The 20,733-nt window shown below is 75.1% G+C and carries 19 protein-coding genes; 10 read left to right on the top strand and 9 right to left on the bottom strand.

Annotation, left to right across the window (positions count from 1 at the left end; translation table 11 throughout):
* Positions 1-6: 6 nt before the first annotated feature.
* The 3 genes from GA0074692_RS01820 to GA0074692_RS01810 form a co-directional block, all read right to left on the bottom strand.
* Positions 7-1,158 carry an alkaline phosphatase family protein gene (locus GA0074692_RS01820; protein ID WP_091638755.1) on the bottom strand — a complete coding sequence of 384 codons (1,152 nt, stop codon included), beginning with the start codon at positions 1,156-1,158 and terminating at the stop codon, positions 7-9.
* Entirely contained in the window at positions 1,155-1,916 is a 762-nt protein-coding gene (locus GA0074692_RS01815; RefSeq protein WP_091638754.1) for a methyltransferase domain-containing protein, read from the bottom strand. The genes GA0074692_RS01820 and GA0074692_RS01815 overlap by 4 nt, the downstream gene beginning before the upstream one ends.
* Positions 1,917-2,045: 129 nt before the next feature.
* Positions 2,046-2,225, bottom strand: a complete 180-nt coding sequence (locus GA0074692_RS01810; protein WP_091638753.1) for a hypothetical protein — start codon at positions 2,223-2,225, stop codon at positions 2,046-2,048.
* Positions 2,226-2,403: 178 nt separating this feature from the next.
* On the opposite strand from GA0074692_RS01810, the gene GA0074692_RS01805 reads away from it, so the two are divergent.
* Genes GA0074692_RS01805 through GA0074692_RS01795 form a run of 3 tightly spaced genes read left to right on the top strand, consistent with a single transcriptional unit; the run spans position 2,404 to position 5,012 of the window.
* A complete protein-coding gene (locus GA0074692_RS01805; protein WP_176738256.1) occupies positions 2,404-3,123 on the top strand; it encodes a sulfite exporter TauE/SafE family protein in 720 nt (239 codons plus the stop codon).
* A gap of 48 nt (positions 3,124-3,171) precedes the next feature.
* Positions 3,172-3,747, top strand: a complete 576-nt coding sequence (locus GA0074692_RS01800; RefSeq protein ID WP_091638751.1) for a winged helix-turn-helix domain-containing protein — start codon at positions 3,172-3,174, stop codon at positions 3,745-3,747.
* Positions 3,735-5,012, top strand: a complete 1,278-nt coding sequence (locus tag GA0074692_RS01795; protein WP_342672821.1) for an MFS transporter — start codon at positions 3,735-3,737, stop codon at positions 5,010-5,012. Before GA0074692_RS01800 ends, GA0074692_RS01795 begins: the two co-directional genes overlap by 13 nt.
* Positions 5,013-5,176: 164 nt before the next feature.
* On the opposite strand, the gene GA0074692_RS01790 is transcribed toward GA0074692_RS01795, so the two are convergent.
* From GA0074692_RS01790 to GA0074692_RS01775, 4 genes are all read right to left on the bottom strand, one after another.
* Positions 5,177-8,542 (bottom strand): error-prone DNA polymerase, encoded by a 3,366-nt coding sequence (locus tag GA0074692_RS01790; protein ID WP_091638750.1) that lies wholly within the window; start codon positions 8,540-8,542, stop codon positions 5,177-5,179.
* A 99-nt stretch (positions 8,543-8,641) separates the two neighbouring features.
* Positions 8,642-10,459, bottom strand: a complete 1,818-nt coding sequence (locus GA0074692_RS01785; protein ID WP_091638749.1) for a DNA polymerase Y family protein — start codon at positions 10,457-10,459, stop codon at positions 8,642-8,644.
* Positions 10,460-10,485: 26 nt separating this feature from the next.
* A complete protein-coding gene (locus GA0074692_RS01780; protein ID WP_091638748.1) occupies positions 10,486-11,226 on the bottom strand; it encodes a hypothetical protein in 741 nt (246 codons plus the stop codon).
* A 148-nt stretch (positions 11,227-11,374) separates the two neighbouring features.
* On the bottom strand, positions 11,375-11,818 hold the full coding sequence (locus GA0074692_RS01775) for an SAV_6107 family HEPN domain-containing protein (RefSeq protein WP_091638747.1): 444 nt from the start codon (positions 11,816-11,818) through the stop codon (positions 11,375-11,377).
* Between the two features lie 422 nt (positions 11,819-12,240).
* Here GA0074692_RS01775 and GA0074692_RS01770 point away from each other — a divergent pair, with 422 nt between their 5' ends.
* From GA0074692_RS01770 to GA0074692_RS01740, 7 genes are all read left to right on the top strand, one after another.
* The gene (locus GA0074692_RS01770; protein WP_218106521.1) at positions 12,241-13,251 is read left to right on the top strand and encodes an EamA family transporter; all 1,011 of its coding nucleotides are present in this window, start codon (positions 12,241-12,243) and stop codon (positions 13,249-13,251) included.
* A gap of 123 nt (positions 13,252-13,374) precedes the next feature.
* Positions 13,375-13,863 carry a YbaK/EbsC family protein gene (locus GA0074692_RS01765; RefSeq protein WP_091638746.1) on the top strand — a complete coding sequence of 163 codons (489 nt, stop codon included), beginning with the start codon at positions 13,375-13,377 and terminating at the stop codon, positions 13,861-13,863.
* Positions 13,860-14,720: a monooxygenase gene (locus tag GA0074692_RS01760; RefSeq protein WP_091638745.1), complete on the top strand. Its 861-nt coding sequence runs from the start codon at positions 13,860-13,862 to the stop codon at positions 14,718-14,720. The genes GA0074692_RS01765 and GA0074692_RS01760 overlap by 4 nt, the downstream gene beginning before the upstream one ends.
* A complete protein-coding gene (locus GA0074692_RS01755; RefSeq protein WP_091638744.1) occupies positions 14,717-15,319 on the top strand; it encodes a GNAT family N-acetyltransferase in 603 nt (200 codons plus the stop codon). The genes GA0074692_RS01760 and GA0074692_RS01755 overlap by 4 nt, the downstream gene beginning before the upstream one ends.
* The gene (locus tag GA0074692_RS01750; protein ID WP_091638743.1) at positions 15,316-16,155 is read left to right on the top strand and encodes a carotenoid biosynthesis protein; all 840 of its coding nucleotides are present in this window, start codon (positions 15,316-15,318) and stop codon (positions 16,153-16,155) included. The genes GA0074692_RS01755 and GA0074692_RS01750 overlap by 4 nt, the downstream gene beginning before the upstream one ends.
* Positions 16,152-17,333 carry a glycosyltransferase family 2 protein gene (locus GA0074692_RS01745; protein WP_091638742.1) on the top strand — a complete coding sequence of 394 codons (1,182 nt, stop codon included), beginning with the start codon at positions 16,152-16,154 and terminating at the stop codon, positions 17,331-17,333. Before GA0074692_RS01750 ends, GA0074692_RS01745 begins: the two co-directional genes overlap by 4 nt.
* Before the next feature lie 13 nt (positions 17,334-17,346).
* Positions 17,347-18,867: a phytoene desaturase family protein gene (locus tag GA0074692_RS01740; RefSeq protein ID WP_091638741.1), complete on the top strand. Its 1,521-nt coding sequence runs from the start codon at positions 17,347-17,349 to the stop codon at positions 18,865-18,867.
* Positions 18,868-19,040: 173 nt separating this feature from the next.
* On the opposite strand, the gene GA0074692_RS01735 is transcribed toward GA0074692_RS01740, so the two are convergent.
* Together GA0074692_RS01735 and metF are read right to left on the bottom strand one after the other, a co-directional pair.
* Positions 19,041-19,754 (bottom strand): CDP-alcohol phosphatidyltransferase family protein, encoded by a 714-nt coding sequence (locus GA0074692_RS01735; protein WP_091638740.1) that lies wholly within the window; start codon positions 19,752-19,754, stop codon positions 19,041-19,043.
* Positions 19,755-19,797: 43 nt separating this feature from the next.
* Entirely contained in the window at positions 19,798-20,715 is a 918-nt protein-coding gene (gene metF, locus GA0074692_RS01730; protein ID WP_091638739.1) for a methylenetetrahydrofolate reductase [NAD(P)H], read from the bottom strand.
* Positions 20,716-20,733 lie beyond the last annotated feature (18 nt).

The following is a 20,733-nucleotide window of genomic DNA, read 5'->3' as shown; positions in this document are numbered from 1 at the left end:
CGACACTCAGCCCCGGACCACCAGCAGTGGGATTGTCATCTCGGCGGCGGTGTCCGCACCGTGGTAGGCCACGAGCCGCGACTCGATCGGGTGCTCCGAGCGGGTGGCCACGATCGCCCAGGTGTCCCGGCAGACCACCACCACATCGCCGATCCGCTGGAGGTGGGACTCCGGCACCGGGCCGAACCAGCCGGTGGTCACCGCCTCCGCGCGGGTCAGCACCCGGGCCGCGTCGCCGAGCACCCCCGACCAGGTGTCCACCACGTCGGCGACGGCACCCGGCGCCACGTGCAGGTACCGGACCCGTGGCTCGCCGGCCACCACCCGGACCCCGGCCCGCAGCCGGGGGTCGGCGTCCAGGTCGATCCGGTGCTCCTCGGGGATGTTCAACTGCCCGTGGTCGGCGGTGACCAGCAGGGCGGCGTCGCCGGGCAGTCCGTCGACCAGGCGGGCCAGCAACCGGTCGACCTCACCCGCGGCGACCCGCCAGAGCGGCGAGTCCACCCCGTGCAGGTGGCCCTGCCGGTCCAAATCCGGGTGGTAACCGGAGACCAGGGTCGGTCCGTCCCCGGCGGCGAGCGCGGCGAGCATCTCGGTGGCGAGCGCGTCGCCGTCGGCCGCGCCCCGGTACTCGCCGCCCCGGTTCGCGGCCACGGTCAGGCCGCTGCCGTCGTACTCGGGACGGCTCACCACGGTCACCGTCACGCCGGCCGCACGGGCCCGTTCGAGCTGGGTGGGGACCGGCTGCCAGTGCCGCGGCTCCGGTTCCCGGCCCCACTCGATGTGGCTGAGCAGCCGGTCGGTCTCCGGCACCCGGACCCGGAAGCCGAGCACCCCGTGCGCGCCGGGTGCGACCCCGGTGCCCAGGCTCACCAGGCTGGTCGGGGTGGTCGACGGGAACCCGGCGGTGAGCCGCCGGCCGAGCAGGGAGTAGAGGCCGAACAGGGTCGGCGCGTACGGCCTCGCGGTGGGGATCTGGTGCCAGCCGAGCCCGTCGACGAGCAGCACCGCGACCCGGCGGATTCCGTCGAGGTCGGCGGTGAGTCCGAGCGGGTCGGGACTGCCGGGTACGCCGAGCACGGCCAGCGCGCTGGGCAGCACGTCGGCGAGACTGCCCCCGCCGTACCGGGGGGCGACCGGGTCGAGCGGGCCGGTCATGCCGGGAGCGGGCCGGGTCGGCGAGCGAAGAGGTGCAGCTGGGCGGCGAGGTCGCGGTAGGGCGGCTGGGCCGCCAGTGCCCGTTCCAGCTCCAGCAGGGCGGCCGGTTGACCGTCCGCGACCGCTGCGGGGAGCAGGTCGGCGAGGACGCGTACCCCGTGGATCTCCTCGACGGCGAGCCCGGCGGCGCGTAGCAGCGCGGTGGCGCCGTCGGCGTCGTACCGTCGGCGCAGGGTGTCCCGGGGGCCGGCGCTGCCGGACGGGTCGACGGCGAGGGTGGCCGCGGCGGCGAGGTGGCCGTTCATCGCCCGGCCGAGCACCGCGGCGGCCCGCCCGGCGACCAGCACGCTCGCCGCGCCGCCGGGCCGCAGTGCGGCGGCCAGCGCGGTCACCACCGGCGCCGGGTCGTCCACCACCTCGAGGACGGCGTGACAGAGCACCAGGTCGACGCTGGCCGGCTCGACCAGGTCGGCGAGCGCGTCGCCGTCGCCCTGCACCGCGTGCACCCGACCACCGACGCCGGCCTCGGCGGCCCGGCGGGTCAGCGCGGCGAGCGCGTCCGGGCTGGCGTCGACGACGGTCACCCGGTGTCCTGCGTGGGCCAGCGGTACGGCGAAGCCGCCGGTGCCGCCGCCCACGTCGAGCACGGTCAGCTCCGCGTCGCCGCGCCGGTCCAGCTCGGCCTGGAGCACCGACCAGATGACGGCGGTACGGGGGGTCAGCGGCGGCCCGGTGAACCGGCCTCGTGTCTGCTCCACCCGGTCGAGCCTAGTCTCGGCGGGCGGTGTGTGGCGGGACGCCCTCCGCGAGGCACGACCCGGACACCGGGCCCACCTGGCGTTCGCACAGGTGGATCAGCACACCATCCTGGCGTTCGCGCAGGTGGATCAGCACGACTCGGTCGTCGCCGTTTCGTCGTCCATGACCTGCGCCCGGCGGTCGTTGGCGACCGGGCCGGCGGTCACCGGGTACTCGCGCGGCTCGGCGTGATGGCTGGGCACCCAGCCCGCGCCCAGACGGGTCCGTCGGGCGTTCGCGACTGCCTGCGCTGACTGGTGAATCATCATCGATCCCCCTGATGTGAGACGAAACGGTTACTGCTCCGAGCATGATCACAAGAGCAGTCGGCAAGTTCTCCACCGGGTCGACCCCGAAACGTCCGCCGGATGTGTTCTTCGCCGCTGGACCGGCCCGCCGGCCCCGCGCGCGTTGCGGCGGCGCCGGCCGACACGTCACGCTCTGCGGGTGCTCCTGCTGATCGCCGCCTTCGGCATCGTGCTGCTCGGCGCCTTCGCCCAGTCGGTGAGTGGCTTCGGGTTCGCCCTGGTCACCGTACCTCTGTTGGCTATGGTCATCGACCCGCGCACGGCGGTGGTGGTGACCGCGCTGACCAACATCGCGCTGAATGTGGCCGCCACCGCCCGGGACCGCCGGCATGTGCGGTGGCGGGTGACCGGCGCGCTGACCGCCACCGCCCTGGTCGGTGTGCCGATCGGTCTGCTGGTCCTGGTGACCCTCCCGGAGCGCCTGCTCAGCGTGCTCATCGCGGTCGTCGTGCTCGGGTGCGTCGCGCTGGTCTGGTCCGGGGTCCGGCTACGCACCGGCCGGGCCGGGATCGGCGCGGTGGGCGTCCTCGTCGGGGTGCTCACCGCCGCCACCGGCACGAACGGGCCGCCGCTGGTCGCCGTCTTCCACTCCCTCGGGTACGACCCGCGCACCTTCCGGGCCACCTTGGCGGCGGTCTTCGCCGGTGCCGGGCTGATCGCGCTGACCGGGTTCGCCCTGGCCGGCCGGATCGACGGCGAGGTGCTCCGGCTGAGCCTGGCGACGCTGCCCGCCGTGCCGCTCGGCTGGTGGCTGGGGAACCTGGTGTTCGACCGGATCCCGCCGTTGGTGTTCCGCCGGATCGTCCTGGTCGGCCTGTTGGGCAGCGCGGGCGCGGCCCTCGCCGCCGTCGCCGCCTAACCCACAAGACTTCTTGTACGTCATGTCTTGTTGGTTTAGCCTGTCGGCATGCCCGAGTCTTCTTCGGCCCTGCACCTGACCGACCCACGGGCGATGCGTGCCCTCGCCCACCCGACCCGACTACGGCTGCTCGGTGAGCTTCGGGAGCATGGACCGCAGACGGTCGGCATGCTCAGCGACCTCGTCGACGAGGCGGTCGGGTCGGTCAGCTACCACCTGGGCAAACTCGCCGAGCACGGCTTCGTGGTCGAAGCCCCGGAGTTGGCGCGTAGTCGCCGTGAGCGGTGGTGGCGGGCAGCGCATACGCGCACGGAGTGGGAACCGTTCGAGGTCCTCGACGACCCCGAGCGCAAGGCCGCCTCGGACCTGCTGCGCCGCGCTGTCCTGCAGCGCTACGCCGACCGGTTGCAGGCCTATCTGGACGCCGAGGCCACCCTCGAGCCGCACTGGGTCAGAGGCACCGCCAACAGCGACAACCTGCTGCACCTGACCAGCGACGAACTGCTGGAGCTGCGCGCCGACCTGGAGGCGCTGGCCGCCCGCTGGACAGCCCGCAGCGATCCGGAACGCCCCGGCGCAGAACGGGTCGCGCTGATCTACCACGCGTTCCGGTGGCCGCGGTGAGCGCCGCGCCACGCCGTCGCGGCCCACTGGCGGGCTTGCTGATCGGTCACGTCATCTCGCTGACCGGCAACATGTTGACCATCATCGCGTTGCCGCTCTACGTACTGGCCGAAACCGGCTCCGCGGCCGCCACCGGCATCACCGGGGCAGTCGCCACCGCGCCGATCGTGCTCGGTGGCGCCCTCGGCGGAGTGGTCGTGGACCGGATCGGCTACCGCCGCGCCAGCATCATGGCCGACCTGGTGTCCGGCGTCACCATCGGGGCTGTTCCGCTGCTCGACGCCACCGTCGGACTGCCGTTCTGGGCCCTGCTGGTCCTGGTGTTCGCCAGTGGACTGCTCGACACCCCCGGCCAGACAGCCCGCAACGCGCTGCTGCCGGAGGCGGCCACGGCGGCCGGCGTGCCACTCGAACGAGCGATCGGCTGGTACGAGGCAACCGAACGCGCCGCCCGCCTCATCGGCGCCCCGGTCGCCGGCCTGCTGGTCGCGGCGCTGGGATCGCTGACCGTGCTGGCCATCGACGCCGCCACGTTCGCCGTCTCCGCCGCCGTCGTCGCCGCCCTGGTCTCGGCGTCCCTACGCCCGGCCGAACGAACCGCCGACGACGGCGGCAACTACTGGCACGACTTCGCCGCCGGCGTACGCTTCCTGCTCACCGAACCACTGCTGCGCGCGCTGGTCCTTCTCGTGCTGGTCACCAACTTCTTCGATGCCACCAAGTCCAACGTCCTGCTGCCGGTGGTCGCCCAACGGGAACTCGGCGGCGCGGCCGCCCTCGGCCTGCTGGTCGGCACCATGGGCGGCGGCGCCCTGGTCGGTTCCCTGGCGTTCAGCGCCATCGGACACCGGCTGCCCCGACGGGCCACCTTCGTCACCGCCTTCGCCGTGGGCGGGGCACCACCGTTCTGGAGCCTGGCAGCCGGGTTTCCCCTCCCCGTGCAGGCGGCCGTCTTCGCGATCGCCGGACTCGCTGCCGGGGCCATCAACCCGCTCATCGGCGCTGTCAAACTCGAACGCGTGCCGGCGCACATGCGCGCCCGCGTCTACGGCGTCATCGGCGCCGCCGCCTGGGCCGCCATCCCCCTCGGCGCGCTCAGCGCCGGCTTCGCCAGCGACCACGTCGGCACCACCGCCATCCTCGTCACCGTGGGCGTCGGCTACTTCCTCGTCGTCCTGACGCCGCTGCTCGGAGGACCCTGGCGCACCATGGGTCGACCGCCATCAGACCAACGGCAGCAGGACCCGGCAACGGTCACCGCCTGAGCCGAGGTGGGATCCCGGTGTGTTGTGTCGCCTGTTCGGTGTGTGGCTGCGCTGCACCGAGATCAGTGTGCGGCTGCGCTGTACTGGGATCGGCGTGTCGTGCAGCTGATCTGCCACGAATCCCGGCAAGCCGAACCCTGCCGCATCCGGGCCGATCAGGTGGGTCAGCGGAAGTCGCGGGAGGTGGGGGTGACCGGAGCGTCGATCGGGTCGAGGCGGTCGGCGGTGAGGCTGGTGACGCCCTCGTGCCGGTGCAGGATGCCCCGGACCACCAGGGCGCTGCTCGTCTTCGCCACCCGCCGGTAGCGCTGCCAGAGGCCCGGTGAGCAGCTCACGTTCAGCATGCCGGTCTCGTCCTCGAGGTTGAGGAAGGTGACCCCGCCGGCCGTGGCGGGACGCTGCCGGTGGGTGACGATGCCGCCGACCCGGATCCGCCGACCGGGTTCGACCCGGCCGAGCCGGGCGATCGGCACCGCGCCGAGCGCGTCCAGCCGGTCCCGGAGGAAGCGGGCCGGGTGGCTCTCCGGGGAGAGACCGGTCGCCCAGACGTCGGCGACCAGCCGGTCCACCGCGTCCATCCCGGGCAGGGTGGGCGCGGTCACGCCGGTCACCGTGCCGAGCAGCCGGCCGGGCCGGTCCTGAGCCGCCGCGCCGGCCGCCCAGAGCGCCTCCCGCCGGGTCAACCCGAAGCAGGCAAAGGCGTCCGCGGTGGCCAGGGCCTCGAGCTGCGCGGCGGTGAGACCGACCCGCCGGGCCAGATCCGGCATGTCCCGGTACGCCCCGTGCGCCGCCCGTTCGGCCTCGATCCGCTCGGCCACCCCGTCGCCGAGGGTACGCACACCCGACAGCCCCAGCCGGACGGCCGGGCCGCCCAGCCCCCAGGCGTGCGGGGGCTCCCCCGGCCCGCTCCCCCACCGGGTGCCCGGGGTGGACTCCAGGGTGGCCTTCGCGCCGCTGGCGTTGACGTCCGGGCGGCGCACCTCGACACCGTGCCGGCGGGCGTCCTCGACCAGGGTCTGCGGCGAGTAGAAGCCCATCGGCTGGGCGTTGAGCAGCGCGGCCAGGAACGGGGCCGGGTGGTAGCGCTTGAGCCAGGAGCTGGCGTACACCAGGTAGGCGAAGCTCATCGCGTGACTCTCCGGGAAGCCGTAGCTGGCGAAGGCGGAGAGCTTGCGATAGACGTCCTCGGCCAGCTCGCCGGTGATGCCGCGCTCGGCCATGCCGGCGTAGAGCCGCTCGGCGATCCGGGCCATCCGTTCCGCCGACCGTTTCGCCCCCATCGCCCGGCGCAACTGGTCGGCCTCGGCCGCGTCGAAGCCGGCCAGGTCGATGGCGAGCTGCATGAGCTGCTCCTGGAACAGCGGTACGCCGAGGGTCTTCTCCAGCGCGTTGCGCATCAGCGGGTGCGGATAGGTCACCGGCTCGTGGCCGTTCTTGCGCCGGATGTACGGGTGCACCGAGCCGCCCTGGATCGGGCCGGGCCGGATCAGCGCCACCTCGACCACCAGGTCGTAGAAGCAGCGGGGTTTCAGCCTCGGCAGGGTGGCCATCTGGGCGCGGCTCTCCACCTGGAACACTCCGACCGAGTCGGCCCGGCAGAGCATGTCGTACACCTCGGGGTCGTCCAGCGACATGTCGCCCAGGTCCAGGCTCATGCCGATCATGTCGTACCCGTAGTGCAGGGCCGACAGCATGCCGAGGCCGAGCAGGTCGAACTTGACCAGGCCGACCGCCGCGCAGTCGTCCTTGTCCCACTGGAGGACGCTGCGGCCGGGCATCCGCCCCCACTCCACCGGGCAGACCTCGATCACCGGGCGGTCGCAGATCACCATGCCGCCGGAGTGGATGCCGAGGTGCCGGGGGAAGGTCTGGAGTTCGTTGGCGTACGCCACCACCTGCTCGGGGATGCCCTCGGCGTCGACGGCGGCGACCGCGCCCCACCGGTCGATCTGCTTGCTCCAGGCGTCCTGCTGGCCCGGGGAGAAGCCGAACGCCTTCGCCACGTCCCGCACCGCCGACCGGGGCCGGTACGAGATGACGTTGGCGACCTGGGCGGTGTGCTCCCGGCCGTACCGGGTGTAGACGTGCTGGATGACCTCCTCCCGGCGGTCGGACTCGATGTCCACGTCGATGTCGGGCGGGCCGTCGCGTTCGGGGGCGAGGAAACGTTCGAAGAGCAGCCGGTGCCGGACGGCGTCCACGTTGGTGATCCGCAGCGCGTAGCAGACCGCCGAGTTGGCCGCCGAGCCCCGGCCCTGGCAGTAGATGTCCTGCTCCCGGCAGAACGTGACGATGTCGTAGACCACCAGGAAGTAGCCGGGGAAGCCGAGCTTCTCGACCATGTCCAGCTCGTGGTCGAGTTGCGCGTACGCCTCGGGGTGTGCCGCGCGCGGCCCGTAGCGTTCCCGCGCGCCCTGCTCGGTGAGGTGCCGCAGCCAGCTCATCTCGGTGTGCCCGGCCGGCACCGGGTACGCCGGCAGCTTCGGCGCGACGAGGTGCAGGTCGAAGGCGAGTTCCCGGCCGAACTCGGCGGCCCGGGCCACCGCACCCGGGTACCCGGCGAACCGGGCGGCCATCTCGGCCCCACTGCGCAGGTGCGCGGTGCCGGCGGCGGGCAGCCAGCCGTCGATCTCGTCCAGGCTGCGCCGGGCCCGTACGGCGGCGAGCGCGGTGGCCAGCCGGCGCCGGCCGGGCGTCGCGTAGTGCACGTTGTTGGTGGCCACCGTGGGCAGGCCGGCGGCGGCGGCCAGCTCGGCGAGGGCGTCGTTACGGTCGGCGTCGACCGGGTGCCCGTGGTCGGTCAGCTCCACCGCGACCGTGTCCGCGCCGAACAGGGCGGTCAGCCGGTCCAGCTCCCGGGCGGCGGCGTCGACACCTTCGGTGAGCAGGGCCGCCGGCACGTGCCCCTTGCGGCAGCCGGTGAGTACCAGCACGTGGTCGCGCAGTTCGTCGGCGACCTGCTCCAGCCCGCCGTAGTCCGGGCGGCCCTTCTCGCCGCCGCGTAGCTGGGCCCGGGAGATGGTGGTGGCAAGCCGGGCGTACCCCTCAGGGCCGTGCGCGAGCAGCAGCAGGTGCGCACCAAGCGGGTCCGGTTCACCGTTCTGCGGGGCGGGCAGGCCGAGGGAGAGTTCCGCGCCGACGACGGTGGGCAGCCGCAGGGCACGGGCCGCCTCGGCGAAGCGGACCACCCCGTAGAAGCCGTCGTGGTCGGTGACGGCGAGCGCGGTGAGCCCGAGCCGGGCCGCCTCCTCGGCCAGCTCCTCCGGGTGGCTGGCCCCGTCGAGGAAGCTGAAGTTGGTGTGCGCGTGCAGCTCCGCGTACGGCACCACGCCGTCGGGGCGGGGCAGCTCGGGTGCCTCGTAGTACGGGCGTTTCCGGGTCCAGGCCGGGGCGTCCCCGCCGTCGCCGTCGACCGCGAGGGGGTCCACCACGTGCAGGTGCCGCTCCCCCGAACGGCCGACGCCGGCGGGCCGCCCGGAGGGCACTCGCTCCAGCTCCGACCAGGGCAGCTTCGGGTTGTGGAAGCTCACCGCGCCCCGCTCCCCGTCGGGAGGTGAGGGCCGCCGCCCCCGATCGTGGTGGGCGCCGGCCCTTCCCGGGGCACGAACCCGCCACGATCTACTTTCCGATCAGTCATAGATCGCCTCCACCAGCCACTGGCCGGCCTCGACCGCCACCAGCAGGGCGGCACCGTCGGCGAGGAGGAACTGGAAGCGGGCCGCCCGCCGGGCCTCGGCCGGGGCCCACCATCGTTCGTCGACCGGCCACGGCCCGGCCCAGCCGACGATCTCCACCGGCGGGGCGGAGCCGACGGCCACCCGGGCCGGCGCGGCGGTGAGTTGGAGCCGGGCGCTGACCCCGACCGGCTCGCCGGTGGCGTCGTGCACGGTCGCGGCGAGCGGGGCGGGCAGCACCACGGCCGGCGCGGGTGGTGGCAGCCGGCCCGGCCACGGCGGCAGCTCGGGACGCGTCGGGGTTGCGCCTCCCGGGCGCGCCCGGTGGCCCTTCGACCAGCCACCCGAGCCCGATCCCCGTCCCGACTGACCGGCCGGCACGCCGACCTGGCCGATCGCCCCGTCGGGACTGGAACCCGTCGGACGTTCGGCGACGGGCCAGGTCGGGTCGCCGGAACCGGAACCCGTCGGATGGCCGGCGGCGGGCCCGGCCGGGTCGCCAGGACCGGAACCCGTCGGATGGTCGGCGGCGGGCCAGGTCGGGTCGCCGGGACGCGCGGGAAGGCGCTCGTCCCCCCACGGCACCAGGTGGACCTGGTCGGTCGGGGAACGTCCGCCGCCGAGCACCGCGGTCACCACCGACTCCGGGCCGAGCAGGCCCTGCACGCGGCTCAACGCCCGGTGTGCCCGCTCGCGTTCCTCGCCGGTGCCGCCCCAGAGACCGGGCTGCAACCCGACCTGGGCGAGCACCCCGTCCGGCACCAGCCGCAACCGGATGATCCCGGCGGTGGGGCGGCCCGGCCGGGCGGCCCCACCGGAGAGCCAGCCGTCCAGTTGCCAACGCAGCCGGTCGGCGATGGCCGTGGCGGTGAGCAGCCCGTCGTGCCGCCAGACCCGGTGCAGTTCCTGACCGTGCGCGGTGACCGCCTCGACCCCGAGCCGGGTGCAGGCCAGACCGTGCGCGGTCAGCCGGTCGTGCAGCCGCTCGGCCAGCGCCCGGGCGGCGAACGCGGCGGCGTCGACCCGGTCGAGCGGCTCGTCGTAGTCGGTGCTGACGGTCAGGTCGGCCGGGGGTTGCCGGACGGCCAGCGGGCGGTGGTCCCGCCCGGCGGCGAGGCGGTGGGCCAGCGCCGCGTCGAAGCCGAACCGGGCCAGCACGTCCCCGGCGGGGAGCGCGGCGAAGTCGCCCAGCGTCCGGATGCCGAGCCGGCGCAGCAGGTCGGCCAGGGCCGGCCGGCCGAGCGCCTCGATCGGCAGGGCGGCGAGGAACTCCGGGGTGCCGCCGGGCGCCACGACCTGTCCGGTACGTGCGGCGAGTCCGGCGGCGAAGGTCCCGTCGGCGATGCCGATCTGACTCTCCACCGCGCATGTCTGGGCGACATGTTCGATGATCCGCTCGGCCGCCGCCTCCTCACCGCCGAAATACCGGGCCGGACCCCGGGCAGCCACCGCACAGGCTCCGGGCCGGATCACCTCCACCCCGGCGACCAGGTCCTCCACGGCGGCGACCACCGGCTCGAACGCGCGGGCGTCCCGCGACGGGTCGTACTCGACCACGGTCAGCCCCGGACAGCGACCCTGTGCCTCCCGTCTGCGCAGGCCGCGCCGGACGCCATCGGCACGGGCGCGTTCCGAGCAGGCGACCACCCGGTTGGCGTGCAGGATGGCGACCGCCCCGGTGGCGGGCACCCCCTCGACGATCTCGGCGGCGATCACCGGCCAGTCCGGGCACCAGAGCAGCAGGGTCCGGGCGACGCGAGTCGGCGAGTCCACGGCACGCGCTGGCGGGGAGGCTGGGGTCACGCCGAACCGACCAGGGTCAACGGGCCCCGTCGCGGTGCCACGGCGGGCGCGGTCGGCCGGCCGGTCGCGGACCGGGGGACGACCCGGGTACGGCCGTCACCGGGAAGCCACACGGTGATTTCCTTCGGCCGGGCCGCTGCGCCCCGGCCCCGCGCGGAGACGGTCACCTCACGCCGGCGGAGCCGGCCCCGTCCCGGCCCGATCCCCTCCCAGGTTCCCCGGACCACCTGCAACGTGACGTCGGCCCCCGCCCACCGGCCGTACGGGACGAGGACGCTGCCGCGCTGCCGGGCGCGGGCGGCCAGCCGGCTGGCGACCGAGGCGGAGACCGTGGCGGGGACCGCGGCGACCACCACGTCGACCCCGTCGATCAGGGCGGCGACGACGGTGGGCCACTCCGGACCGGGATGGGGCACCAGGGCGAGCCGGTCCAACGCGATACCGGCCTCGGCCGCCGCCACCGCGCCGAAGGCCGGCACCCCGACCACGGCGCACCAGGAGCCGGCCCGGGACGCCTCGGCGAGCAGCGCCAGCATCAGGGACGTCCCGCCGCTGCGGCGGGGCTGGCCGGCGGCGACCGAGACCGTGCTGCCCCGGCGCAGGCCCCGGTTGGGCAGCAGCCCGGTGAGTTCGGGCAGGACCGGCAGCACCCGCTGGACGCCCGCCGGGTCGGACGCGCTGGCCGGCCGGACCAGATCGGTCAGCGCGGCGGAACCGAGCACCATCCGGCCCGCCATGGGCAAGCCCCCCGTCGTGTCGTTCTGGATCAGTGGTGTGGCGACATCCCGCGTGCCCGGTCGCGCCGCCCGTCGACGACATGCGCCAGCTGTCCGCAGTCGACGTGCGGACAGCCCCGGCGGCCGGCCCGGTCAGGGCCGACTCCGGTCAGGCGGCGAGCCCGTCGAGGGCCGGTTGGTGCGTCAGACCGAGCGTCGTCTCCACCACCGCGACGAACTGTTCGGCGGCGCGGAGCAGGTCGTCGGCCTCGCGGGCGGTCACCACCCGGGGGATGCCGGCCTCTGCGGCGGCCCGCTTGCTGGCGCCGGCGGCGAAGAAGGTGGCCCACTCACCCAGCTCGGGGGCGACCCCGGCGAGCAAGACCCAGACACTGGTGATCCGGTTGCGCCGGGCGGGTGCGGGACGGGCGCGGGCGGCCAGCAGGGCCGCCGCCGCGCGCAGCGCCGCCAGGTGGGCGGCGGCGTAGCGCAGGCCGTCGGGACGAGTCTGCGCGGCCTCGGCCAGCCCACGGCGGGCCACGGCGAGAAGCTGGGTCGGGGTGCGGTGCGGCAGCACGTGCGCGGGCACCGTGGGTGCCGGGTTGGACGGCATGACTGTCTCCTCCGCGTCGCCGAGGCGGCCACGCCACCGGCGGAGGCGGATTCCGCCCGGCGGCGTGGCCTGGTCTGGGTGGTGCGGAGGAAGACGCACCCGGGACGGCCGGCCGGGTGTGGACGCTTCCCCACACCACACCCGGCCGGCTTGACCGGCGGGTTCGTCGTCCGCCGCCCGGGGGTCGTGGGCGGCGGACGACGATCCTGCCTTGACGGGACCGGGCTCGCGACTGCCCGGTGCCCGGTGCGGTCCGCGGCACCGCACCGGCCCGGGAGCGGAGCCGCGAAACACCCCTCCCGGGCAGTGGGAACCGGCGCCCGAGTCAATCGAACACCCGTTCTAACCACTGCTGACAGTACACCCTGCCGCCGACGAAAACGCAACGTGTGACGCGCTCCGACCTCGGTAACCTCGCAGGCGTGATCAACCCCCGCCCCGCCCTCGGTGTCGCCATGGTGCTCACCTCGGGCGCCCTCTTCGCCGTCAACGGCACCGTCTCCAAGCTGGTGCTCCGCGCCGGCATCGACGCGCCCCAGCTCACCCTGCTCCGCGCGGCCGGCGCGTTCACCGTCCTGCTGGCGCTGAGCCTGCTGCTCCGCCCCGGCGCCCGCCGGCTACGGGTCACCGTCGGGCAGGTCCCGCTGCTCGTCGCGTACGGGCTGACCGGGTTCTTCCTGGTGCCGATGCTCTACTTCGTCGCCATCTCCCGACTGCCGGTCGGCATCGGCCTGCTCTTCGAGTACTCCGCCCCGCTGCTGGTCGCCCTCTGGGCCCGGTTCGGGCAGCGGCACCCGGTCCGACCCCGGCTCTGGGCCGGCCTGGCCCTGAGCCTGATCGGGCTGGCCTGCGTCGCCGAGGTCTGGGGCGACCCGAAGCTCGACGGTCTCGGCGTGCTGGCCGGGATCGGGGCGGCGTTCTTCCTCGCGCTCTACTACGTGTTCGGCGCGCGCGGGGTCGAGGGGCGGGACACGCTCTCGCTCTGCACCTGGGCCTTCGGGGCCGCCGCCGTGGCCGGCCTGCTCACCCGGGCGCTCACCGGGATCGGCGACTGGACGCCGCTGGCCGGCACCAGCGGGGGCGTACCGGTTCCACTGCTGCTCGGGTACGTGGTGCTGCTCGGTTCGGTGGCGCCGTACCTGCTGGTGGCCGGGGCGATGCGGCACCTGCCGGCGACCAGCGTCGGGATCGTCGGCATGGTCGAGCCGGTGCTCGCCGCAGCGGTCGCCTGGGTGGCCCTCGGCACGACCGAGGCGCTCAACGCCGCCCAGCTCACCGGCGGCGTCCTGGTGCTGCTCGGGGTCGCGTTGGCCGAGACGGCCCGACTCGCGCCCTCCGGGACGCCCCCGGCCCCTGCCGCGACGACGACCGCCCAACCCGCTCCACCGGACACGGTCGCCGTGGTCCCCACCGGCCCGCCCGAGCGGCGTTGATCAAACGGTTCGCGTCAGCTTCCCGGCTCCGGGTGACGCGAACCTCTTGATCAACGCGGACGGGCGCGGGGCGGCGGGGGTGCCGAGGCGGAAGGCGGCGGGGGGCCGGGGAGAATGGGGCGTATGCAGCCACATCCCAATGTGCGGGCGGTGCAGGACGCGCTCGACGCCGCCACGGCGCGGGACGGTTCCGGCGGGCCCGCCATCGTCCGTCTGCTCCCCGACGCGGTGCACACCGCCGCGGCGGCGGCCGAGGCGCTGGGGGTGTCAGTGGGCGCGATCACCAACTCGCTGGTCTTCGACGCGGACGGCACACCGCTGCTGGTGCTGACCTCCGGGGCGCACCGGGTGGACACCGCCGGGCTGTCCGCCTCGCTCGGGGTCACCCGGCTGCGCCGGGCCACCCCGGACTTCGTCCGGACGCACACCGGGCAGGTCATCGGCGGGGTCGCCCCGCTCGGTCACCCCGCCCCGCTGCGCACCCTGGTCGACACCGCGCTGGCCGGTCACCCCGAGGTCTGGGCCGCCGGCGGGGTGCCCCGGGCGGTCTTCCCCACCACGTACGCGGAACTGCTGCGGATCACCACCGGCACCCCGGCCGAGGTGGCGTGAACGGGCCGGAGTCCGTCCCCGGGCTGGTCACCCTGCACGTCTGGCGGGTCGGGCGGACCGACCTGCCCCGGGTGCTGCCCCGGATGGCGTTCGGCCCGCGCCGGCTGCGCGCCACCGACGGGGTGCGCTTCGCCAAGCTGCTCGGCACCGGCACGGGCGACGGTTTCGGCCCCGGCGACGTCGACCCGACCCGATGGGCCGCGCTGACCGTCTGGGCGTCGGCCGAGGCGGCGGCCGGCTTCGACACCTCCCCGGTCGGCCGCTCCTGGGCCCGACTCGCCCGCGCGGCCGTCCGACTCGACCTGCGGCCGATGTCCAGCCGGGGCGAGTGGTCCGGCCGGCGGCCGTTCGGCGACCCCGCGTGGCCAGCCGCCCCGGGTCCGGCCGCCGCCACCTCACCGGCCCGGATGGCACCGGTGCCGGCCGGCTCAACGCAGGCCGGTACGGCCGCCGACACCTCGGGGTCGGGCACCGCCGGCAGCCGGACGACCGGACCGGTGCTGGCGCTGACCCGGGCCCGGCTGCGGCCCCGGCGGGCGGTCACCTTCTGGCGAGCCGTCCCTCCGGTGGCCGCCGCGCTGCGCCACGCGCCCGGCCTGCTCGCCCGGTTCGGCGTCGGCGAGGCCCCGGTGGGCTGGCAGGGCACGGTCAGCGTGTGGCGTGACCCGGCGAGCCTGGTCGGGTTCGCGTACCGTCACCCGGAGCACCGGGCCGCGATCGCCCGTACCCCCACCGTCGGCTGGTACGCGGAGGAACTCTTCGCCCGGTTCGAGGTTCGCGCCGTGGTGGGTGACCGGGCGGTGCTGGGCTGGACCGGTGACGACGACACGGAAACGGTGGAGGACGGACGGGTATGAGGTTGGTGCGGTGGACGCCGGACGATCTCGTCCGGCGGTTGGACGACGTGGTCGCCGTCTACGGCGAGGCCATGGGGTACCGCCCGGAACTGCTGGAGTCCCGGCGCGGTTACATCGCCACCCACGTCCGCCGGCCGGGCTTCCGCGCGGTGGCCAGCCTCACCACCGAGGGGCACCTGGCCGGTTTCGGGTACGGCTACCTCGGCGTACCCGGGCAGTGGTGGCACGACCAGGTCAGCCGGGCGCTGGACCCGACCCGGCGCGACATCTGGCTGACCCGCTGCTTCGAGGTCGTCGAGCTGCACGTCCGGCCCCCGGCGCAGGGGCACGGTCTCGGCGCGGGGCAACTGCGGGCGCTGCTCACCATGGCCGAGGGGAGCACCACGCTGCTGTCCACCCCGGAGGCCGACGAGGAGCGCTCCCGCGCCTGGCGGCTCTACCGCCGGTTCGGCTTCGTGGACGTGCTGCGCAACTTCCACTTCCCCGGCGACGAACGCCCCTTCGGGGTGCTCGGCCGGCCCCTCCCGCTCCCGCCGCCGGCCCCTGCCGGCCCCACCACGTCCGCCGGCCCGGCTGTCTCCGGCCCGCACCCGTCGTGACCGGTGACGGGTCCGCGCCCACCGGAGCTGGCGCGCCCCGGCTGACCTGGGTGCTGCTCGGCGTCCTCGTCCTCGCCCAGATCGGCTACCCGCTCACCGACGGGGGTACCCGGGCCGCCCTGACCGTGGCCACGGTCGTCCTCGGCTACCTGCTCTCGGTGGGCCACGCGCTGCTCACCCGGGGTGTCCGGACGGCGGTGACGCTGGTCGCGGTCGCCACCGGCGGCGGGTTCGCCGTCGAGGCGCTCGGCGTGGCCACCGGATTCCCGTTCGGCGGCTACCACTACTCCGGCGCACTCGGGCCGAAGCTCGCCGGGGTGCCCCTGGTCATCCCGCTGGCCTGGACCTGGATGGCCTGGCCGGCGTGGCTCGCCGCGACGCGTCTCGTCCGACCCGGCGTACGGCGGATCGCGCTGGCCGCCGTCGGCCTGGCCACCTGGGACCTCTTCCTCGACCCGCAGATGGTCGCCGAGGGGTACTGGCGCTGGCGGGACGCCAGCCCGGCGCTGCCCGGCCTGCCCGGTGTCCCGGTCACCAACTACCTCGGCTGGCTGCTGTTCGGGCTGCTGGTGATGACGCTGCTGCGCCCGCTGGCCGGGGCGGCGGCCGGCCGGACCGGACCGGCCGACCAGCCGATGTACGCGCTGTACCTGTGGACGTACGGGTCCAGCGTGCTGGCTCACGCGGTCTTCCTCGGGCTGCCCGCCTCGGCGGCCTGGGGTGCGGCCGGCATGGCGGTGGCGGCGGTTCCCCTGGCGGTGACCCTCGCCCGGGGACAGCGGCGGCAGCGGCCGTCGGCAGGGGCCGAACGCCGGCGGGTGGACGCCGCCGCATGACCGGCCCGGTCGTGGCCGTGCTGGTCCTGCTGGCCGGGCTCGCCGCGTTGACCGGGCACACCCTGGTCAACGCCACCCGCTGGCTGCGTCGCCCCGCCGAGCGGCCGGCCGTGGTCGACGAGCCGGTGGCGGTGCTGCTGCCGCTGCGCGACGAGGCCGCCCGGGTCACCCCGTGCCTGCGGGCGCTGCTGGCCCAGCGGGGCGTACCGGGGTTACGGATCATGGTGCTCGACGACGGCTCGACCGACGGCACCGCCGAGGTGGTGCGCGCCGTGGTCGACGACGACCGGCGACGCCACGCCGGGGGACACCCGGTGGTCGGCGCCGACCGGCGGGTCACCGTGCTGACCGGGGTCGCGCCGCCGCCGGGCTGGCTGGGCAAGCCGCACGCCTGCCACCAGCTCGCGCAGCGCGCCGACCCGGCGGCCACCGCGCTGGTCTTCGTCGACGCCGACGTCGTACTCGCCCCGGACGCGGTGGCGGCGGCCGTCGCCGAACTGCGCGCCGCGCGGGTGACGCTGCTGTCGCCGTACCCGAGGATCCTGGTGGCGACGGTGGGCGACCGGCTGGTCCAGCCGCTGTTGCAGTGGCTGTGGCTGACCTTCCTGCCGCTGCGGGCGATGGAGCGCTCGGCCCGGCCGTCGCTGGCGGCGGCGGGTGGGCAGTTCCTGGTGGTGGACCGGGCCGGCTACACCGCCGCCGGTGGGCACGCGGCGGTCCGGGACCGGGTGCTGGAGGACATCGAGCTGGCCCGCGCGGTGAAGCGGGCCGGCGGGCGGATCGCCCTGGCCGACGGTTCCCGGCTGGCCGACTGCCGGATGTACGACACCTGGCCGCAGCTACGCGACGGCTACACCAAGTCGCTCTGGGCCTCGTTCGGCCACCCGGGCGCGGCGGCGGCCGTGCTGACCCTGTTCGGCCTGCTCTACGTGGCACCGCCGCTGCTGGTCGCCGCCGCGCTGGTGGCCGGCGCGCCGACGGTCGCCGCACTCGCCGCCGCCGGCTATCTGCTCGGCGTCGCCGGGCGGGTGGTCAGCGCCCGGGCGACCGGTGGCCGGTGGTGGCCCGACGCGCTCGCCCACCCCGTATCGGTCGTGGTCCTCGGTTGGCTGACCGTCCGGTCGTACCATCTGCGGAAGCGACGCCGCCTCTCCTGGCGCGGGCGTCCGGTCGGCTAGGAGGGCGCGACGCATGGCTCGGGTTGTGGTCGTCGGTGCCGGGGTGGGTGGGCTGTCCGCCGCCGCCCGGCTGGCCGCGGCGGGACACGAGGTGACCGTCTTCGAGCAGGCCGACACCGTCGGCGGGAAGCTCGGCCGGTACACCCACGACACACCCGCGGGATCGTTCCACTTCGACACCGGGCCGAGCCTGCTCACCCTCCCTGAGGTCTTCACCGAACTGTTCGAGGCGACCGGGGCGAAGCTCGACGAGTACCTGGACCTCGTCCCGCTGGACCCGATCGTGCGGCACGTCTTCCCCGACGGTGGGCCCTGCCCGGCGACCGACGCAGCGACCGGCGGCCGGACGATCTTGGACTCCTGTGCCGACCCGGTGGAGTTCACCGACCGGATCGGCGCGGCCTTCGGGGAACGGTCGGCGGCCGACTGGCAGGGCCTGTGGCGACGCGCCGGGCGGGTGTGGGAGGCGTCCTGGCGGGACGTCCTGTGCCGGCCGGTCGACTCACCCCGGGACCTGGCGGCGCTGGCCTGGCGGCTGGGCGACCTGGCCGCGATCGCGCCCGGCCGTACCCTGCGCGGGCTGGGCCGCCGCCACCTGGGCGACCCCCGGCTGCGGATGCTGCTCGACCGGTACGCCACCTACACCGGCGCGGACCCGCGCCGGGCCCCGGCCGCGCTGGTCGCCGTCCCCTACGCCGAGCTGGCCTTCGGCGGCTGGTACCTGCGCGGCGGGCTGGGCACGCTCGCCGACGCGCTGTTGTCGCGCTGCCTGGACCTCGGTGTGGTCGTGCAGACCGGCACCGCGGTCACCCGGATCGACGCGGCCGGCGGCCGGGTCCACGGGGTACGCCTGCGTGGGATCGCCGCGCCGGTCCCCGCCGACGTGGTGGTGGCCAACGTCGACGCGCTGACCGTCTACCGGGACCTGCTGCCCAGCCCCGGCCGGCTGGCCGGGCTCGCCGACCGCAGCCTCGCCGGGTTCGTGCTGCTGCTCGGGGTACGCGGGCCGACCGGCCTGGCGCACCACAACGTGTTCTTCCCGCGCGACACCGACGCCGAGTTCGACGCGGTCTTCGGCGACCCGGGGCGGGGCCGGCGCGCCCGGCCGGCGGTCGACCCGACCGTCTTCGTCACCGTGGCCGACGATCCGTTGGTCCGCCCGGCCGACCACGAGGCATGGTTCGTGCTGGTCAACGCGGCCCGGCACGGCACGGCCGCGTCCGCCGTCGACTGGCGTCGGCCGGGGCTCGCCGAGGCGTACGCGGACCGGATCCTGGACGTGCTCGCCGAGCGGGGGATCGACGTGCGGGACCGGCTGCTGTTCCGCGAGATCCGCACCCCGGCCGACCTGCACGCCGCCACCGCCACACCGGGCGGCGCGATCTACGGTACGGCCGGCGGCTTGCTGCGGCCGGCCAACCGCGCCCCGGCGTACGGCGTGCACCTGGTCGGCGGCTCCACCCACCCGGGCGGCGGCCTGCCCATGGTGACTCTCTCCGCCCGGATCGTCGCCGACCGGATCGGCCCGTCCTGAGCGCTTCGTTGGTAGCGCTTCGTTGGTAGCGCTTTGCTGGTAGCGCTTCGCTGGTAGCGCTTCGCTGGTAGCGCTTCGCTGGTAGCGCTTCGTTGGTAGCAGGGGACCCCTGTTACCGCTTTTTGATGAGGAAGGGCCCCCTGCAACCACCTCACCCCGGCGGGCGGACGGCCTCAGCGCCCCCGGGCCGACGCCGGGGCGTCAGCGGCCAACAGGGCCCGGCGGACGGCGGCGAGGAGCTGCCCCAGCCCGAACCCGGCGAGCAGCACCCAGACGGCGGTGGCCAGGGTGATCGTGCCGGCGGCCAGCTCGGGCCGGATCAGCCCGGTCAGTCCGGCCAGCAGCAGCCCGACCAGCGCCACGCTGACCCGCGTCGGCCGCTCCCCCACCGTCACCGCGCCGATCTCACGCATGCCGGCGGAGACCGCCCGGGCGCGGACGTACTCGTGCAGCCAGGAGAGCGCGCCACCGGCCACCACCAGCGCACCCGGCGCCCCGACCAGCCAGAACGCCAGCAGCCAGGCGACCTCACCGAGCCGGTCGGCCAGCGAGTCGTAGAGGTAGCCGAGCCGGGTGGTCCGACCGGTCACCACCGCCACCGCGCCGTCCACGCTGTCGGCCACCGAGGCGAGCAGGACGAACAGCGCGCCGAGGAACGGGCCGTCCACGGGGCGTACGGCGAGCAGTGGCACCGCGAGGCAGAGCAGCACCCCGGCGACGGTGACCGCTGTCGGGGAGACCCGCAGCCGGCCCAGTAGGTAGCCGAGGTGGTACGCGAACCGCAGCCAGCCGCGCACCACCGGGGCGGCCACCCGGGGGTCGAAGCCCCCGTGCAGCCGGGCCCAGACGGTCGCGTAGTCGTCCCATCTCAGCGGAGTGCCCACCACGGATCAACCGTAGGCGGGCACCCGGGATGTCGCGGCTACTCCCTCACACCCGCGCGCCGACCTGGAGGTTCCGCCAGACCTCGCGGGTGGCCGTGGAGCGGTTCAGGGTGATGAAGTGGATTCCCGGGATGCCCTCGTCGAGCAGCCGTCGACACATCTCGCTGGCCTGCTCGATGCCGAGCTGACGGACCGCCTCCGGGTCGTCGCCGACCCGCTCGAACCGCTCGGCGAGCGCGGGCGGGAAGGGCGCGCCGGAGAGTTGCTCGGACCGGGCGATGGTGGCGAGCTGGGTCACCGGCATCACCCCGGGCAGGATGGGGGTGTCACAGCCGGCGGCGGCCACCCGGTCGCGCAGGCGGAGGTAGTCGTCGGCGTCGAAGAACATCTGAGTGATCGCGAAGTCCGCGCCCGCCCGGCACTTGCGGACGAAGTACTCGGTGTCGGAGGCGACGTCCGGCGAGCGGGGATGCCGGTACGGGAACGCGGCGACCCCGACGCTGAAGTCACCCGATTCCCGGATCAACCGGACCAGGTCCTCGGCGTAGCGCACCCCCTCTGGGTGGGCGACCCACTCCCCGGTGGGGTCGCCGGGCGGGTCGCCCCGCACCGCCAGCACGTTGCGCACCCCCACCCCGGCCAACCGGCCGATCACGTGTCGCAGCTCGGCGACGGAGTGGTTGACCGCGGTCAGGTGCGCCATCGGCAGCAGGGTGGTTTCGGTGGCGATCCGCTCGGTGACCGCCACGGTGGTGTCCCGGGTCGAGCCGCCCGCACCGTAGGTGATCGAGACGAACGAGGGACGCAACGACTCCAGCTCACGGATCGCCTGCCAGAGCAGCGTCTCGCCCGCCGGGGTCTTGGGTGGGAAGAACTCGAAGGAGAAGGTCGGTTGGCAGTCGCGGATCAGCTCCCCGATCGAGGGCTGGGAGCTGGGGAGGACCGAGGGAAGACCGAGCGCCACCCCACGACTCTACCGGGC

The sequence above is a fragment of the Micromonospora pallida genome (genome assembly GCF_900090325.1).
Taxonomy (GTDB): Bacteria; Actinomycetota; Actinomycetes; order Mycobacteriales; family Micromonosporaceae; genus Micromonospora; species Micromonospora pallida.
Note: the sequence above shows the minus strand (reverse complement) of the source record. Positions and strands in the feature narration are given on the sequence as shown.

What these genes read in the sequence shown, in the direction of transcription:
- GA0074692_RS01810 (WP_091638753.1), bottom strand. Translation starts at nt 2,225, where the DNA reads ATGATGATTCACCAGTCAGCGCAGGCAGTCGCGAACGCCCGACGGACC.
- GA0074692_RS01800 (WP_091638751.1), top strand. Translation starts at nt 3,172, where the DNA reads ATGCCCGAGTCTTCTTCGGCCCTGCACCTGACCGACCCACGGGCGATG.
- GA0074692_RS01820 (WP_091638755.1), bottom strand. Translation starts at nt 1,158, where the DNA reads ATGACCGGCCCGCTCGACCCGGTCGCCCCCCGGTACGGCGGGGGCAGT.
- GA0074692_RS01745 (WP_091638742.1), top strand. Translation starts at nt 16,152, where the DNA reads ATGACCGGCCCGGTCGTGGCCGTGCTGGTCCTGCTGGCCGGGCTCGCC.
- GA0074692_RS01765 (WP_091638746.1), top strand. Translation starts at nt 13,375, where the DNA reads ATGCAGCCACATCCCAATGTGCGGGCGGTGCAGGACGCGCTCGACGCC.
- GA0074692_RS01755 (WP_091638744.1), top strand. Translation starts at nt 14,717, where the DNA reads ATGAGGTTGGTGCGGTGGACGCCGGACGATCTCGTCCGGCGGTTGGAC.
- GA0074692_RS01775 (WP_091638747.1), bottom strand. Translation starts at nt 11,818, where the DNA reads ATGCCGTCCAACCCGGCACCCACGGTGCCCGCGCACGTGCTGCCGCAC.
- GA0074692_RS01740 (WP_091638741.1), top strand. Translation starts at nt 17,347, where the DNA reads ATGGCTCGGGTTGTGGTCGTCGGTGCCGGGGTGGGTGGGCTGTCCGCC.
- GA0074692_RS01780 (WP_091638748.1), bottom strand. Translation starts at nt 11,226, where the DNA reads ATGGCGGGCCGGATGGTGCTCGGTTCCGCCGCGCTGACCGATCTGGTC.